Origin of the sequence: Laceyella sediminis (genome assembly GCF_003003125.1) — a bacterium.
Classification (GTDB): Bacteria; Bacillota; Bacilli; order Thermoactinomycetales; family Thermoactinomycetaceae; genus Laceyella; species Laceyella tengchongensis.
This window is the reverse complement of record NZ_PVTZ01000007.1, coordinates 111,168-126,614: the sequence shown is the minus strand read 5'-3', so window position 1 is coordinate 126,614 and position 15,447 is coordinate 111,168. Positions and strand designations below refer to the sequence as shown.

The following is a 15,447-nucleotide window of genomic DNA, read 5'->3' as shown; positions in this document are numbered from 1 at the left end:
TTCCTCCATTATAGCGGCTGTCGCTACGACCTGAAAGCGCGGGTGTCTAGCGAAGGCACCCGGATGCGGCAAGGAAAATGGCTTTGGGGCTTTGACGCCGCGCCTTTTTCACTCGAAAAACATTTTTAATCAACCACAAGAATCATTTATAAGAGACCGAAAAAACGCGATTTTTTCTGCCGGCGTGGCAATAAGCCATACTCGCTCGTCGCGGCAGTCAGGCGTTGGGTGAATGAGACATTGCGTAGTTCAATCCGCAATTGATCCTGTTTCTTGCGGACTTCGTCAAACATTTGTTGTACTTCGTTGGCCGAGATGGAATCATAGCTGACGGTCAACACTTTCTGCTCCATGCCCTCTAAGGATTCAAACAAGTCGGTCATGTGGTTTTCCATGCGTTCCATGCGCTCATACAATTCCTCAACCAACCCTCCCACGTTGTCAATGGTTTCCAGCAGGTGTTGAAACATTTTTTCCGTGGTTTCCGAATTGGGGCTAGGGGAAGCCGCCGGTGCGGCTGGCTGGGGGAGCGAGATTTTCCCTTCAAGGATCAATTCTTCCCGGACTTGCTTTAAGGTTTTATTGGAATCATTTAACCGCTGTTTAATGTCAAGCAAACGGGCAAAGCTTTCTTCGGATAAAACATAGTGTCCTCGCTCGTTCCAATTGGGACCGATATATTCTTGAAAGGTATCAATCCAATTGCGGACGGTGCGAGCGTGTATTTTCAAGCGCTCAGCCGCTTCTTTAGTAGAGATACACCCCGCTTGTGCCATCTTTTACCCTCCCATGAATTAGTGTTTTCCTACGATTTCGCCCATTTCCAGCCATTTCCTTCAACTGAGACAAAGGAAGTCATGAGATGACAAAACTAGTGTTGTTGCCTGATAAATAAACATGACCGTCGACGACACGCAACTGAGGGGGAATGGGATAGCCGGTACCATCTTTTCTGGTTTATCACGTATAACAAGCCGCGCTGGGCTTGGTACATGTCGATTAAACAACTCGATTCATTCACGGCGATGTTGTCACCGTGGTCAAATATTTTTCATCGCCAGCCTGTCATGATGATGTCACAGGTTGTCCAGCTTTGGCCCTTTCGACGGGGAAGCCTGTTAGAGGCCGGCGTGCCGCCCTGATGTAATGGTTTTCATTTGTTCCGGGCATGGCTTATAATTCTATATGAATGTCAAGAAAACGGCATTTTCCAAATTAGGGGGATCAAATAAATGGTGTATGATGTAAATGTAAAGCAAATAAAGAATCAACTTAATTATTTGGCACAATGCCAAGAAGTTTTGCGACGCATCCATCCGGAATCGACCGGCCTTACAGAAAAATTCGCGGTTGAGCGCGCCCTGCACCTGGCGGTGGAGTGCATGATCGACATTGGTAGCGTGATGATAGATGGATTTATTATGCGGGACCCAGGCGGATATTTGGATATTGTAGATATTTTATTGGACGAAACGGTCATCTCAACAAATGTGGCAAATAAGTTGAAAAATCATGTGCAACTTCGTGAGCGACTTGTGCGTTATTATGATAAGGTCACTTGGACAGAAGTGCGCCCAGTGCTGGAAGATGTGGATTGGTACACTTCATTCAGCGCGCAAGTAGAATCTTATTTGAAACGAGAATTGGGAGCCGATTGTTTGGCATAAATCTCGGAAGAGAGAGAACGAGGAGAAAGGAAGGTGATGCAGGTGAGCGAGGCGGGTTCAACCAGAAAGCAAATCTTGTTGATGTTGAAAATGGAAGGACCGCTGACCGTCGGGGAAATGGCCGAGCGTCTAGGGGTGACAGAAATGGCCGTGCGGCGCCACATCAATACTTTGGAACGGGATGGGCTAATCCAAGCACGGCTATTGAGACAAGCTATGGGCCGACCAACCAGCCAATACTTCCTGACTGAAAAGTCGGATGAACACTTCCCAAAGAGTTATTCGAACTTTACCATCGATTTATTGCACGATTTAGAAAAAAATTTTGGGTCGGAGCTGGTCGACCAGCTATTCAACAATCGCGAAGAGCGTTTGGCTGAGGCGCATCAAATGGATTTCGCTGGGAAAGATTTTAGTGAAAGAGTGCGCACACTGGCCGAGATCCAAGATCAAAAAGGATATATGGTGAAAGTGGAAGAGCTGCCTGACGGCAGTTATGAGCTGATTGAATACAATTGCCCTATTTTTCAAGTGGCCAACCAATACAACCATGCATGCCAATGCGAGCTCAACTGGTTCGAACGCATGCTGGACGCCCGGGTGGAACGGCCGGAGTGTCAAGCAAAAGGCGGGCAACATTGCGTTTTCCGAATCAAACAGAAAGAGCGGAGCGAAAACGCACCCCTTTCGTGATTGCCTTCCTGCGTTCAATTAGGCATTAGAGGTTTGAGGTGCGGGGTTTGCGACGGATGCGTATAAACCTTTATAGTAGCGAGATGTTTGCTAGCCCAATGATTAAAAGCGGTGAGGCCCGCTGTCCTACATTCGGCAGCGGAGCCGCTTTTTTTGTTTTCTGCGGCCGCAAAACAACAGATCCAAACATCGCTCCGGATTCGCTTGGGTACCAAGCTTGCGACACGCGTCTAGCGTGTCGTTTTTCTTTTCATGCAGCAAATGGTACAATCAATGAGAAATGATCAGGAGGGGACATCATGTCGAATTGGTATGAGAAGAGTTTTGGCGAGGACTATTTGACGGTTTATAAACATCGCAGCAGACAAGATGCCTCCCGAGAAGTGGCGAAGCTTGAAGAATGGCTTCCGTTGCGAAAAAAACAGTTGATCCTTGATTTGTGTTGCGGGATGGGGCGGCACACCATCGCTTTGGCGCGTAAAGGATTCTCTGTGGTGGGGCTGGATCTGTCGTCGACGCTATTGTCCCATGCTGTTAGGGAATCGGAAGGTTTGGCCATTCCCTTTATCCGAGGGGATATGAGAAATTTGCCTTTTGTCGATAATCAGTTTGATGTGGTTCTGAACCTGTTCACTTCATTTGGTTATTTTGAAGAAGATGAGGATAATCTTCAGGTGTTGGGAGAAATCCATCGCATCTTGAAGCCGCAAGGGCATTTTGTGATCGATTTTTTGAATCGGTTTGCGGTGGAACGCTCGTTGGTGCCGCTCAGCGTCAGGGAAGAGGAAAATGTCTCCATTCGGGAAGAGCGATGGATTGACGGAGAGTTTGTGTGCAAACATATCACCATCACCGACGAACGGGGAACGAGAGAGTATGAGGAGCGCGTGAAAATGATCGAATATTCACGGCTCCTGCAATGGATGGAGCAAGCTGGCTTACATGTGCAAAAGGCGTACGGCAATTTTGCTGGTGATCCGTATGCTAAGGATAGTGAACGAATGATACTGGTGGGTTGTGTGGACAAATGAGAGATTACCAAGGTTATTTGATAGATCTGGACGGAACGCTGTTCCGTGGCACCGAATTGATCGAGGGTGCCCTTGAATTTATGGAGTGGCTTAACAAACAGGACATACCATACCTGTACCTGACGAACAATTCGACGCGTACTCCCGAGCAAGTGGCTGAAAAGCTTCGGAAGTTTGGATTTCCAGCGACAGCAGAGCAAGTGTACACTTCGGCTATGGCCGCGGCTCAATATGTCAAAGAGGAGCTGAAGGTGTCGTCGGCGTTTGTGATTGGCGAGGAGGGATTGTTGCAAGCTTTTCAGGATCAGGGCATTGAGTTGACTGCCGAGCGTCCGGCAGCGGTGGTTTCGGGATTGGATCGGTCGTTTACATATGACAAGATGAAAACCGCATGTTTGAGCATTCGTGCTGGAGCGGCTTTCATCGGGACAAATGCCGACCGGGCTTTGCCGACGGAAGCGGGCCTGTTCCCGGGCAGCGGATCGCTGGCGATGGCGATCGGTTATGCGACGGGGATTGAGCCGACATTCATTGGCAAACCGGAACCGATCATTATGCGGTACGCTTTGCAAGCGCTTGGTGTGCCCCCAGAACGGGTGTTGATGGTTGGTGACAACCTAGAAACCGATATCTTGGCGGGTGCACGAAGTGGAATTGACACACTGTTGGTGTATACAGGAATTACTACCCGGGAGATGGCTCAGAATTCGTCGGTGCGGGCTACCTTTGAAGTGACAGATCTTCGCGAATGGATCAAAACTTAAACATTAAAAAGGGGAGTAAGGGATGAATCATCGATGGGGAGACATCTATCAGGTTCCGTTGCCGCTGCCATTTGCTTTGCGAACGATTAATGCGTATATCATCAAAGGATCGTCTGGGGTGACTTTAGTAGACGCTGGCTTAAATATCGACATGGATGTGCAGGCTTGGCAAGAGGCGCAAGCCGCAGCCGATTGGAAATGGGCGGATGTGGAGAAAATTGTCTTAACCCATTACCACCCTGATCATTATGGGTTAGCGGGGACATTGCAACAGTGGACGGGGGCCCCTGTCTATCTGTCCCAGATTGACCATGAGCAAGCGCAACTTTTCTTTGGAAGAGAGAGCCAAATGCCGGAAACGATGGAATCGTTTTTTGCTTTTCATGGGTTGCCGGATGAATGGGTTTCCCAAATCCCAGCGCATTTGCGCAGTTTCCATCCATGGGTGGAGCCCCATCCGCAGGTGACTTTGCTGGAACCGGGAGAAACGATCCGTATGGGGGATGTGAACTATGAGGTCCTGCATACGCCTGGTCATGCTGACGGGCATCTCAGCTTCTATGACCCTAATCGGAAGTGGCTGATCGGTGGAGATTTCTTGTTGCCGAAGATCACCCCCAACATCAGCTTGTGGCCGGAATGTCATCCCAATCCCCTCGATAATTATCTGACCACGCTCGCGCGGATGAAAGAGCTGGAAGTAAGTCGGGTGTTTCCTTCGCATGGGCCGGTGTTTGATCATTACGCCGAACGGATCGAAATGTTGGAGAAGCATCATGCTGACCGCTTGCGCGAAATGAAAGCGTTTGTGGTGGAAAAGGCGGGTGCCACAGCGTTTGAGGTGTGCCAACATCAGTTTGGCTCCAATCATAACATTCACAACCTCCGGTTTGCTCTGTCGGAGACATTGGCGCATTTGGAGTATTTGCGAATCCGGGGTGAACTCTCGGTTGAGGAACGAGACGGGATCGCCTATTATATGGCGTGTGCCGCATAAGCGGGTTAATTGCTTATTGCAAAGAAAAGACCTGATCCGATCAGGTCTTTATTTTTCTTGTGCGCATTTTCGATTGTGGGCCAGGCGGGCGGCGGCGGAAGCGGCGATCGCCCCGACGAGGTCATCAAGGAAGGTGTGGATTTTCCCGCTTTGCTTATTGTTGAGCCGGGCGAGAACCCCTGGTTTCACGCGGTCAATAAACCCGTAATTGGTTAAGCCGATACTTCCATATACATTTAATATGGCGACCGATAAAATCTCGTCCACTCCGTACAAGCTTTCATCGTGCAAGATCAATTTTTGTAAAGGGCCTTCCAACAAATTTTTTTCGGCCAGTACATCGAGCTGGATTCCCGTCATCACGGCGTTTTGGACTTCGCGTTTGTGGAGCACCTGTTGGATATGACTAAGGCACTCCTCCAGGGTGATGTCTGGATAGTAATCTTTTTGCAGATACATAGTCAGTTCCGCTATCTCTTCCAACTCAACCCCTCGCTCTTTGATCAGGTTCAGGGTAAAGTCGTAAATCTCTTTTTCTGAACAGGGCTGCGCGGTGTTTTTTCTCATGGCAAGTTCACCTTCCAAACCATCATTTATATAAAAAGTGTTATATACAACAAGAAAACATCGAACTTTTGTTTATTCTTAACCATACAAGAAATAATTATGTTGTATAAAGAGAAAGGATGAGTCCTGATGAGTGAAGAGAGAGTTGCCCTTATCGCGGGGAGTTCAAGCGGATTAGGAAGCATGATCGCCCGCACACTGGCGGCGGCGGGGTGGCATCTGTGCCTAAACAGCCGCCGCGAAGGGGATAAAATAAGCAAACTGAGGGCGGAATGCGAGGCGTACGGCGTCCGGGCGTTTATCAGCGCGGGTGATGTGAAGAACCGGACCGAGATCGAGCGGGTGGTGGAGGAGACGATGGCGCGGTTTGGGCGAGTGGATGCCCTAATACACACCGTGGGCCCCTTCATTCGTGAGCGGAAATGGTTTGTGGAACACTCCCCGGAGGAGATCGAGGACCTGATCGCGGGCAACTTGTTGAGCGCCATGTGGTCGACAAGAGCCGTTTTGCCGCATATGCGCCAGGCCGGATGGGGGCGCATCATATTGTTTGGGTTTGGACGCGCGATGGAAGCGCCGGCTTGGCCGGATCGCTCTGTCTATGCCGCCGCCAAAACGGGATTAGTATCCTTTACCAAATCTTTGGCTGTAGAGGAAGCGCCGTTTGGCATTACTGTCAATATGATTTGTCCGGGCGACATCGTCGGTGAGAAGAAAGAGATGACCATCATCGAAGCGGCTGCGCTTACTGATAAGGAAACACCGCGAGGGCGGCCGGGCTCCGGCGAAGATGTAGCCAAGGCTGTCCAATTCTTGCTCCAAGAATCGTCTGACTTTGTGACTGGCAACATGATCCAAGTGACGGGAGGGCTGGATGTAATTCATCCTGTTTCTAAACGCAACCAGCCATAAACGTCGGATGGGCAAATGTCTTTGGCAGATTCCTATCTGTCCAAGTTACATAAGATACCGATGCCCTAGGCAACATTCCCACACCGGGCACATATCATGGATTGACGAGAGGTGAGGGAGTGTGTCTGCAAACTGGATCACAAAACTGGCAGAATTGACTGGTGAAGAGAGATTGCTCGACTTATTGAACCATCATTATGATCTGAAAGTAACGCGAGCCCATCCTGTGGGTGGGGTATTGAAACTGGTGACCGACCGTGGCGCGTATGTGTTGAAACGGGTGCGTATGAAGGAGCAAGACCGGTGGGAGTTGGTGGATGAGGCGGCCGCCTATCTGAATCAGGTTGACAGGGATGCGGCTATTCTGGCTAAGCCAGTTCGCACAAAAAAGGGGCGGTTGCAGATTGATGGCTATCGCTTCCGCTATGTCTTGCTACCTTGGATTGACGGGGATGCCGCCCGGTTGCGTGACAAGGAAGACTGGATGCGGGTGGCCCGGCATGTGAGCCGGGTGCACCAGGCGTCGAAAGGCTTCAACCCGACCGGGAAACACGAGGATTATGAGTGGATCGGCCAGTGGCAAGACCGGTGGGAGAGGGATTTGCAACATCTGAACATCTTTCAGACTGCGGCCAAGTGGACGGTGCAACCCAATGAGTTAGACCGGGTTTGGCTCGACATTTCCCGATACACAATTGGGATGATGGAAAATTTGTTGCAGTATTATGATAAGATTGGCGGCGACAAGTTGGCGGCCGAATCGAGCGCACAAGGGAAGATATGCCACAAACGGTTGCGCCAGGCCAACATCTTAGAAACCGCCAAAGGTACGCTGCACCTAATTGATTGGAATGAAATGGCATTGGACATCAGGGCGACAGATGTGGCTCAACTTCTCCTTTACGCATATGGCCGCACGGGAAGTCGGGAAATCGTGGAAGCGGTGTTAGAAGGGTATCAAACGGTGAGCAAGTGCTCGCAAGAAGAATTTGCGTTGATTTACGCTAGGCTCTTATATCCTGAGCGGTTAATTCACTTATTGGAGAACACTTACCTGAATCAGACCCTGCCCATGGAGGATGCCGCTCAACGCGTGCAACCCTTGTTGCAGATGGAGGAAAAGAAATTGGGCCTGATGCAGATGTATCATTCTGTTATAAAAGAAAAAATGGGATTCACCATCCCGCAATTAGATTGGATAAGAAATGAAATCTAACCCATTTAAATGGGTTGTTTTCTTTTCAGTTTTAAATTCCTATAATATAAAGTATTAGGACATCAAGGGTAAAGGAGAAGTAGGTTGTGCGGATTTTTCGATTTAATACCCATTTAGTGCAGCGTATAGATAAATTCGATAGCCATAATGCGTTTGTCAATCCTGTTTTGAGCACCAACGGTTTTGTCCAAGTCGGGTGTTTTTTTGTGCAACCGTCCGGCTTGATCGGATTGCACCCCGCGGTGGCGAATCGATTGTTCATCGTTGTCCAAGGAAAAGGGTGGGTGCGAAGCGACGCCTCAGCCCCCGTCTTTGTAGAGATGGGGGATGCAATTTATTGGGAAGAAGGCGAGTGGCATGAAGTGGGATCAGATGACGGAATGATGGCTTTTGTGGTTGAAGGGAAAACAGTCAATCCAGGCAAATTTTCTTTGGTTGCTCAAAAGTAAGCTCAGATTTCCTCTCAAATGGCCCATAGCTGTCTAAATCTTCGCAATCAGTTTTCCATTTCTACTAGAGCGTGTCTGATGAATAGGCCAGCGGCTCCAAAACTATTTTCTCATTCGCTTCACTTGTGCATCGGCGCTCCTCGAGAAAAGGTTTTTCCGGCGCTTCTTCCCTACCAACTTGATTCGCCAGACACGCCCTAGGGAAGAGGAGCCGGCTTGACTTTGGACAGGTCTCTTGGGGCGTGTCTGTGCTTTTGTGTTAACACATATAAGGCGGTGCCTCTCCCGATAAACACCGAGGAACGAGGTCTTTCCACTGCAGGACATGCCCTGGTTCGACGTGCCAATCTAAGTAGAAAACTTCATCTGGTGAAAGCATAAGGGTGACCAACGTTCTAAAAAAGCATGCTTCTTTGTTCACGTAATTGCCAAAAAGAGAAGTTATCACTCCTCGCCCCGGCTTAAGATGTTTGTATATTTATTCAAGCCGACTAAAATTAAAATATAAAATCAATAATTATTAAATCATTCGAAAAATAGGTGTATTCGACTAGGTGCGTTGGGTTAAACATGGTCAAAAGAAAAGGGTTTTTCGACCCAAAGAAAAGAGGGAATCAGATGAAAACCGTGACCGTCGCATTTTGTACAGCCAGCTTGCTTGACGGGGCCATTGATGCGTACAATCAATTAAAAGGCCGGCAATACCCCAACATGACCATGCGCGCCGAAGCTTGTTTGGGATATTGCGGCCGATGCGCCAACACTTTCTTCGCTTTGGTGAACAAAGAAGTGGTGGAAGGCGCCACGTCAGAGGAATTGCTTGCCAAAATCATGGATCGGATCTCTGATCAGGATTAGACAGTATAAAGCAAAAGCAGGGAGAGCCCGATAAAAAAGATCCCGAGCATCATGGATACGGCGATCACGATCGGCATCCAGGCATGGGTTTTGTTCCGACTAACCGCGCTCTCTTTTTCACGATCTACTTCACTTGCGCCGGCTGGATAGAGCCAGCTGTTGAACTTTTTGAAATTGGCCGCAAACGATTGGAAAAAACCTCCACGCACCACGAACAGCGAAGCGGACACGACGAGCCAGCCGACGCCCAGCAAGAAGGCGTGGTCAATCCAGGCCATACGCTCCGCTTGTGCTGTGAATTTCAGCAATCCCAAGCCCAGGACAATCCCGATCAGTGTTAGAATAAATGGGTTATTTACTCGCAATGTGATTCTCCTTTGTCATCGCTGAAGTATGAATGAACTGTGAAACATATGACGCTCAACATTTATTATTAGAATATAATCTTTCCTATTACAACTGATTCATTTATAATATACAAGTCAAAAACGAGTTATTCCATTAGTTAACGTAATAATCTGACAAGATTTAACCAGCTAGGGCATGTTTGGTAATTGAAGTTGGTGGGTATAAGCGGTGGAAAAACCTATTCCAGGTGCGTGCCTCGTCACGCGCGAAGCGAGAAAACAGTTTTGGAGCTGCTAGCCTATTCACCAGACATGCCCTCGTTTGATAAAGGGGGGCTTAGCGCTGATGTGGAAAAAATGGAATGGGATTGTGGGGATGATCCTCTCCGCCAGTGTGATCTTTGCCGGATGCGGTGTGAGCAACAATCAACAAGAAGGTTCTTCACTAAGTGATAATCAGATCTTGCGCTTGAGTGACACCGGAGAGCTGACTACGCTGGACAGCACGCAAGCGAAAGACGTACCAACCATGAGCGTGTTGAACAATGTACAAGAAGGACTCATGCGTTTGGGCAAAGAGAAAAAACCGGAAGAGGGAATGGCAACCAGCTACGACATCAGTGAAGACAAGAAGGTGTATACTTTTTATCTTCATGAAGATGCCAAGTGGAGCGACGGCAAGCCCGTTACAGCGTATGACTTTGAATATGGGTGGAAGCGGGCCTTGGATCCGAAAACCAAATCGGAATACGCATATATCTTGTTCCCGATCAAAAATGCCGCGCGTTTCAACAGTGGCCAAGCAAGTGCTGATGAAGTGGGCGTGAAAGCGAAAGATGATCGCACGCTGGTCGTTACACTCGAAAAACCCACGCTTAACTTTATCAATATGACAACACATGTGGAATACCTGCCTCAGCGAAAAGACATTGTTGAAAAATATAAAGAGAATTACGGTCTCAAACCGGAATACATGGTTTATAACGGTCCGTTTGTCGTATCCAGTTGGACTCAGCAAAAAGTCGAATTGGTCAAAAATGAGAAATACTTGGATAAGAACGCCGTCAGCTTGACTAAAGTGGACATCCACATCATCAAAGATGTGGCACAAGGCATCAACTTGTACAATTCCAACCAATTGGACACCGCTTTATTGAACCAGGCTTTTGTGGACGCCTTCAAGCAAACGCCTGATTACTTGGAAGTTAAAGAGGCTTCAACCGTATTTATCATGCTGAACCAAAAGCATCCTTTTTTCCGGAATGAAAAGATCCGCAAAGCGATTACGCTCGCACTGGATCGCGAAGAAATGGTGCAAATCATGAAAGACGGTTCATTACCGGCTGGAGCGCTGATTCCTCCTACGTTGTCGGGTGAAGGTATCAATTCATTCCGCGTCAACGGGGAAATCGTCAAACCGGATGTGGCAAAAGCAAAAGAGCTGTTTAAACAAGGGCTGAGCGAATTGAATCTTTCCGCTCCGCCGAACAATGTGGTCATGGTTAGTTATGATTCGACCGCCAAACGGGATGTTGCCGTGAATATCAAAGATCAGCTCAGAAAAAAATTGGGCTGGGACATTAAACTGGACGCTCCCACGTGGAAAATCCATGTAGATCGCTTAAGCCGTGGCGATTATGATATGGGGATGCTGACTTGGACTGCGGATTATGATGATCCGATCAGCCATTTCGAGATTTGGCAGTCAAATAATCCAATGAACTTTTCGGGATTTAAAAACGCGAAATATGACCAGTTGATTGAGCAAGCCAAGAATACGACGGACGCCAAGCAGCAATTTAAAATCTTACTTGAGGCTGAAAAAATTCTTACAGATGTGCAAGGTGAAGGGCAAGCGGGATTTGTTCCTCTGTTTTATGCATCAAAGGCGTATATCCAGAAGCCTAAGGTGAAAGACTTATATCGTCACGCGACTGGCGCAAGTTATACATTGAAATGGGCGTATATTGTTAAAGACAAGAAATAGGCCCGTTTTACTAGTATTTTTCGGTTTTGTCAATAGCAAAAGGCGGATTCTCTTAAGAGAATCCGCCTTTTGCTATTGACATGCTTCCATGTATTTTCCCAAAACATAACTCTTTACAAATACATGAATTATGAGTTAAATATAATTATGTGGTAAATACGCAAGTTAATGCAGGAGATCAAATTGTTCGAAATTTAAGGGTACTTATGTTCGTAACTGTGGCGCAATCTACATAGATGAGCGACTCTCACTGACGAATTGTGTGAAACCTTTTTATTTTTTTTACTTTTTTCCAAATTTAGGGTTTAAGACCGCTTTGGTCTAAACTATATATTTTTTTAATCATAAAAAAAGGGGGCAATCGAATGAGCAAGGGATTTAAGCTCTCGTCGGTATTCGCAGTGTTGCTCGCGCTATCATTGGTCTTATCTGCTTGTAACTTTGGAAGCAATAGCGGATCAGATGACGGGCAAACGCTTAACTTGATCGAATTGCAAGAGCCGCCAAGCTTGGACAGTGCGAAAGCGACTGACTCCGTATCCTTTACCATTTTGGATAACGTCTTGGAAGGTTTGTACCGAGCAGATGGCAAGGATCAACCGGTGTTAGCCATGGCTGCCGAAGAACCGAAAGTAAGCGATGACCAAAAAACTTGGACCTTCAAGATCCGCGACGCGAAGTGGAGCGATGGCAAGCCAGTCACCGCCAAGGACTTCGAATATTCTTGGAAGCGTGTGCTGGATCCCAAAACGGCTTCCGAGTATGTGCAAATGATGTACGTGCTTGAAAACGCTGAAGAATACAACACCGGCAAAGCGAAAGTGGAAGATGTCGGAGTGAAAGCCCTCGACGACAAAACACTGGAAGTGAAGCTGAAAACGGCGATCCCGTACTTTAAAGCTCTCTTAACATTCCCGACCTTCCTGCCGCAACGCCAAGACATCGTTGAGAAGTATGGCGACAAATATGCGTTGGAAGCGAAGAATATGGTGTACAACGGCGCCTTTGTCCTGTCTGATTGGAAACACGAAAAGAGCTTCCAATACAAGAAAAACGATTTGTATTGGGACAAAGCAAATGTGAAGTTGAACACCGTTAACGTCAACATCGTGAAAGACAGCGCGCAAGCGATCAACTTGTATGAAACAGGCAAAACGGACTTCGCCTATTTGGGTGCAGAATTCTTAGATAAGTACAAAAGTAGCAAAGAAAAATTTGTTATTGAAGAGTCTAGCGTTTGGTATCTTGAGTTCAACCAAAGAGAAAAAGAGTTCTTCAAAAACCAAAAAATTCGCCAAGCTTTCAGCTTAGCAATTGATCGTCAAAAACTGATTGACAGCGTCTTGAAAAACGGCTCTACTTTGCCAAGTGGCTTTGTGCATTCTGCAATTTACGCCACTCCGGATAAAAAATACCGTGACATTGTGAAATACGACTTCCCGTTTGATCCGGCAAAAGCAAAACAACTCTTGGCCGAGGGATTAAAAGAAATCGGTATGGACAAAGCTCCAACGGTTGAATTGCTGACGGATGACACCACCAAGGCAAAACGCCAAGCCGAGTTCTTTAAAGAGCAGTTCCGTGTGAACTTGGGTGTAAATGTGGAAATCGCTTCCGTTACCTTCAAAGAGCGCTTAAACCGCGGTAAAAACGGTAAGTTTGACATCGTGATTGGTGGTTGGAGCGCGGACTACAACGATCCGCTCACTTACCTGACCATCATGAAATCGGATGAAAGCTACAACCGTGGTAAATGGAAAAACGATGAGTATGACAAATTGATCAGAGCGGCCACAGTTAATGAAAACTACGAAGAGCGCTTGGAACAACTGAAGCAAGCGGAAAAAATCCTGATGGATGAAACGGGTATTGCGATGTTGTACTTCCGTAACCAATTGGGATTGAAAAAAGATTATGTGAAAAACTGGCCATGGCGCGTCATTGGTGCTCAATACAGCCTCAAAGAGGTGTCCATTGAGGGCAAGAAATAATTGCGCGCTAAAGGTTTGAATGAACGAAGGTATATGTCCGCATGCGGACATATACCTTCATCCTTGCTTATTGGAGATTGACGAAAGGATGTGAGTTGCGTGCTAAGGTATACGTTAAAACGCTTAGGTTACATGGTTGTCACGTTGTGGTTAATCATTACCATCACCTTCTTTATCATGCATCTGTTGCCGGGAACTCCCCTAAAAAATGAAGAGAAAATCCCGCCGCAAGTCAGGGAGCAAATCTTGGAACAATACGGGCTAAAAGATCCACTGCCTGTGCAATATGTAAAGTTTATGGGCAATCTCCTTCAAGGGGATTTGGGCAAATCGATGACGCTTGATGGCCGTAATGTGGCCGATTTTATTGTGGAAGGGTTTCCTGTATCCGCATTTGTGGGATCACAAGCGGTGATTTTCGGCACGTTGATCGGCTTGTTGCTTGGCACGATTGCCGGACTGAACCGAGGTAAGCTGGTTGACAACGCGGCTATTATTGTTGCCGTACTCGGTGTGTCCGTCCCCAGCTTTGTTATGGGTGGATTTTTATCTTACTTTGTCGGTGTGAAGTTGCAGTGGTTGCCGACTGGCTTATGGGAATCATATGAATCGTCTATCCTCCCGTCGTTAGCGCTATCATTTGGGGTCATCGCCCAGATCTCCCGTTATGTCCGCACGGAGATGGTGGAAGTGCTGGATCAGGACTACATGAAAACGGCGAAAGCGAAAGGGCTGAACCGTTCGACCGTCATTATCCGCCATGCATTGCGCAACGCGTTGATTCCTGCGGTGACCGTACTCGGACCGCTTGCGGTGAACATCATCACCGGGTCCCTCGTCATCGAGCAAATCTTCGCCTTGCCAGGCCTGGGCAAATTCTTTGTGCAATCGATTCAGCAAAATGACTATACCATGATCATGGGTGTGACCGTTTTCTATAGTGCACTCATCATCATTGTTATTTTCTTGGTGGACCTGCTGTACGGATTGATCGATCCGCGCATTCGCATTTCTGGGGCAAAGGAGTGATTGGAAGATGGAAAAGGCAAAAAATTTAAGTCCTGATTTATTTAAACCGGCGCAGATTGAAAAAAAAGAACAAGACGCCTTATCGAGAAAGTCGGTTGGCTATTGGCAAGATGTATGGGGCCGCTTCCGCTCCAACCTCGGTGCGGTGCTGGGATTGTCCTTGATTGTCCTTACCCTGTTATTAGCTATTTTTGGTCCATTGGCCAACAACTATGACTGGCAAACGCAAATGCTGGATGTCGCGAACAAAGAAAGTTTTTCGGACCATTATTTTGGAACGGACCACTTAGGCCGCGACATGTGGCAACGCGTGTGGTACGGGGCGAAAATCTCTTTGACCATTGCTTTCCTAGCGGCATTTTTGGATGTGGTGATCGGGGTCACATTTGGAGGAATATCCGGTTACTTTGGTGGCCGCGTAGATATGGTCATGCAGCGGATTCTTGAAGTCATGTACTCCATTCCAAACCTGATTGTGATCATTCTGATGTTATTAATTTTTGATCCGGGCATTGTCCCCGTGGCGATAGCGATGGCGATTACTGGTTGGGTGCCGATGGCACGCGTGGTGCGGGCGCAGGTAATGAAACTGAAATCACAAGAATACGTGTTGGCGGCGCGTACCTTGGGAGCGAGCCATGCGCGCATCTTGCTGAAACACCTGATTCCCAACGTGATGGGCCCTATCATTATCGCTGTCACCTTTGCGATTCCATCCGCGATTTTCTTTGAAGCCTTTTTGGCCTTTATCGGATTGGGGATTCGCCCACCAGAAGCGAGTTTGGGTGTACTGATTAACGATGCGTCTACCTATCTACAGATTTTCCCATATCAATTGATCTACCCGTCGGTGGTTCTGTCCATCATCATTTTGTCGTTTAACCTATTGGGTGATGGATTGAGAGACGCACTAGATCCAAGAATGCGGAAATAGGGGGG

Annotated in this window: 16 protein-coding genes; 13 read left to right on the top strand and 3 right to left on the bottom strand. The window is 47.6% G+C overall.

The window, feature by feature from the left end:
* Positions 1-146: 146 nt before the first annotated feature.
* Entirely contained in the window at positions 147-776 is a 630-nt protein-coding gene (locus CLV36_RS10040; protein ID WP_102991558.1) for a MerR family transcriptional regulator, read from the bottom strand.
* Between the two features lie 456 nt (positions 777-1,232).
* On the opposite strand from CLV36_RS10040, the gene CLV36_RS10035 reads away from it, so the two are divergent.
* From CLV36_RS10035 to CLV36_RS10015, 5 genes are all read left to right on the top strand, one after another.
* The gene (locus CLV36_RS10035; protein WP_022737787.1) at positions 1,233-1,667 is read left to right on the top strand and encodes a DUF86 domain-containing protein; all 435 of its coding nucleotides are present in this window, start codon (positions 1,233-1,235) and stop codon (positions 1,665-1,667) included.
* 36 nt (positions 1,668-1,703) lie between these two features.
* Positions 1,704-2,360 (top strand): helix-turn-helix transcriptional regulator, encoded by a 657-nt coding sequence (locus tag CLV36_RS10030; protein WP_106342586.1) that lies wholly within the window; start codon positions 1,704-1,706, stop codon positions 2,358-2,360.
* A gap of 299 nt (positions 2,361-2,659) precedes the next feature.
* A complete protein-coding gene (locus CLV36_RS10025; RefSeq protein WP_054096464.1) occupies positions 2,660-3,391 on the top strand; it encodes a class I SAM-dependent methyltransferase in 732 nt (243 codons plus the stop codon).
* On the top strand, positions 3,388-4,155 hold the full coding sequence (locus tag CLV36_RS10020; RefSeq protein ID WP_054096463.1) for a TIGR01457 family HAD-type hydrolase: 768 nt from the start codon (positions 3,388-3,390) through the stop codon (positions 4,153-4,155). Before CLV36_RS10025 ends, CLV36_RS10020 begins: the two co-directional genes overlap by 4 nt.
* 22 nt (positions 4,156-4,177) lie before the next feature.
* Positions 4,178-5,152: an MBL fold metallo-hydrolase gene (locus CLV36_RS10015; protein ID WP_106342585.1), complete on the top strand. Its 975-nt coding sequence runs from the start codon at positions 4,178-4,180 to the stop codon at positions 5,150-5,152.
* Between the two features lie 48 nt (positions 5,153-5,200).
* Here CLV36_RS10015 and CLV36_RS10010 read toward each other — a convergent pair whose 3' ends face one another.
* Complete coding sequence (locus CLV36_RS10010; RefSeq protein WP_022737792.1) at positions 5,201-5,719, bottom strand: phosphatidylglycerophosphatase A family protein; 519 nt, start codon at positions 5,717-5,719, stop codon at positions 5,201-5,203.
* A gap of 129 nt (positions 5,720-5,848) precedes the next feature.
* On the opposite strand from CLV36_RS10010, the gene CLV36_RS10005 reads away from it, so the two are divergent.
* From CLV36_RS10005 to CLV36_RS09990, 4 genes are all read left to right on the top strand, one after another.
* Positions 5,849-6,631, top strand: a complete 783-nt coding sequence (locus CLV36_RS10005) for an SDR family oxidoreductase (RefSeq protein WP_022737793.1) — start codon at positions 5,849-5,851, stop codon at positions 6,629-6,631.
* 121 nt (positions 6,632-6,752) lie between these two features.
* On the top strand, positions 6,753-7,847 hold the full coding sequence (locus tag CLV36_RS10000) for a phosphotransferase (protein WP_106342584.1): 1,095 nt from the start codon (positions 6,753-6,755) through the stop codon (positions 7,845-7,847).
* Positions 7,848-7,933: 86 nt separating this feature from the next.
* The gene (locus CLV36_RS09995; RefSeq protein ID WP_022737795.1) at positions 7,934-8,296 is read left to right on the top strand and encodes a cupin; all 363 of its coding nucleotides are present in this window, start codon (positions 7,934-7,936) and stop codon (positions 8,294-8,296) included.
* A gap of 618 nt (positions 8,297-8,914) precedes the next feature.
* Positions 8,915-9,154, top strand: coding sequence for a YuzB family protein (locus tag CLV36_RS09990; RefSeq protein WP_181352972.1), 240 nt, complete (start codon positions 8,915-8,917; stop codon positions 9,152-9,154).
* Here the strand turns inward: CLV36_RS09990 and CLV36_RS09985 are convergent.
* Positions 9,151-9,519 (bottom strand): DUF3899 domain-containing protein, encoded by a 369-nt coding sequence (locus tag CLV36_RS09985; RefSeq protein ID WP_106342583.1) that lies wholly within the window; start codon positions 9,517-9,519, stop codon positions 9,151-9,153. The genes CLV36_RS09990 and CLV36_RS09985 overlap by 4 nt on opposite strands.
* Positions 9,520-9,847: 328 nt before the next feature.
* On the opposite strand from CLV36_RS09985, the gene CLV36_RS09980 reads away from it, so the two are divergent.
* The 4 genes from CLV36_RS09980 to CLV36_RS09965 all read left to right on the top strand — a co-directional run bounded on the left by CLV36_RS09980 (position 9,848) and on the right by CLV36_RS09965 (position 15,442).
* A complete protein-coding gene (locus CLV36_RS09980; RefSeq protein WP_106342582.1) occupies positions 9,848-11,488 on the top strand; it encodes a peptide ABC transporter substrate-binding protein in 1,641 nt (546 codons plus the stop codon).
* Positions 11,489-11,853: 365 nt separating this feature from the next.
* Positions 11,854-13,479, top strand: coding sequence for a peptide ABC transporter substrate-binding protein (locus CLV36_RS09975; RefSeq protein ID WP_106342581.1), 1,626 nt, complete (start codon positions 11,854-11,856; stop codon positions 13,477-13,479).
* Between the two features lie 99 nt (positions 13,480-13,578).
* The gene (locus CLV36_RS09970; protein ID WP_102991569.1) at positions 13,579-14,508 is read left to right on the top strand and encodes an ABC transporter permease; all 930 of its coding nucleotides are present in this window, start codon (positions 13,579-13,581) and stop codon (positions 14,506-14,508) included.
* A 7-nt stretch (positions 14,509-14,515) separates the two neighbouring features.
* Positions 14,516-15,442 (top strand): ABC transporter permease, encoded by a 927-nt coding sequence (locus tag CLV36_RS09965; protein ID WP_106342580.1) that lies wholly within the window; start codon positions 14,516-14,518, stop codon positions 15,440-15,442.
* The last annotated feature ends 5 nt before the right edge of the window (positions 15,443-15,447 follow it).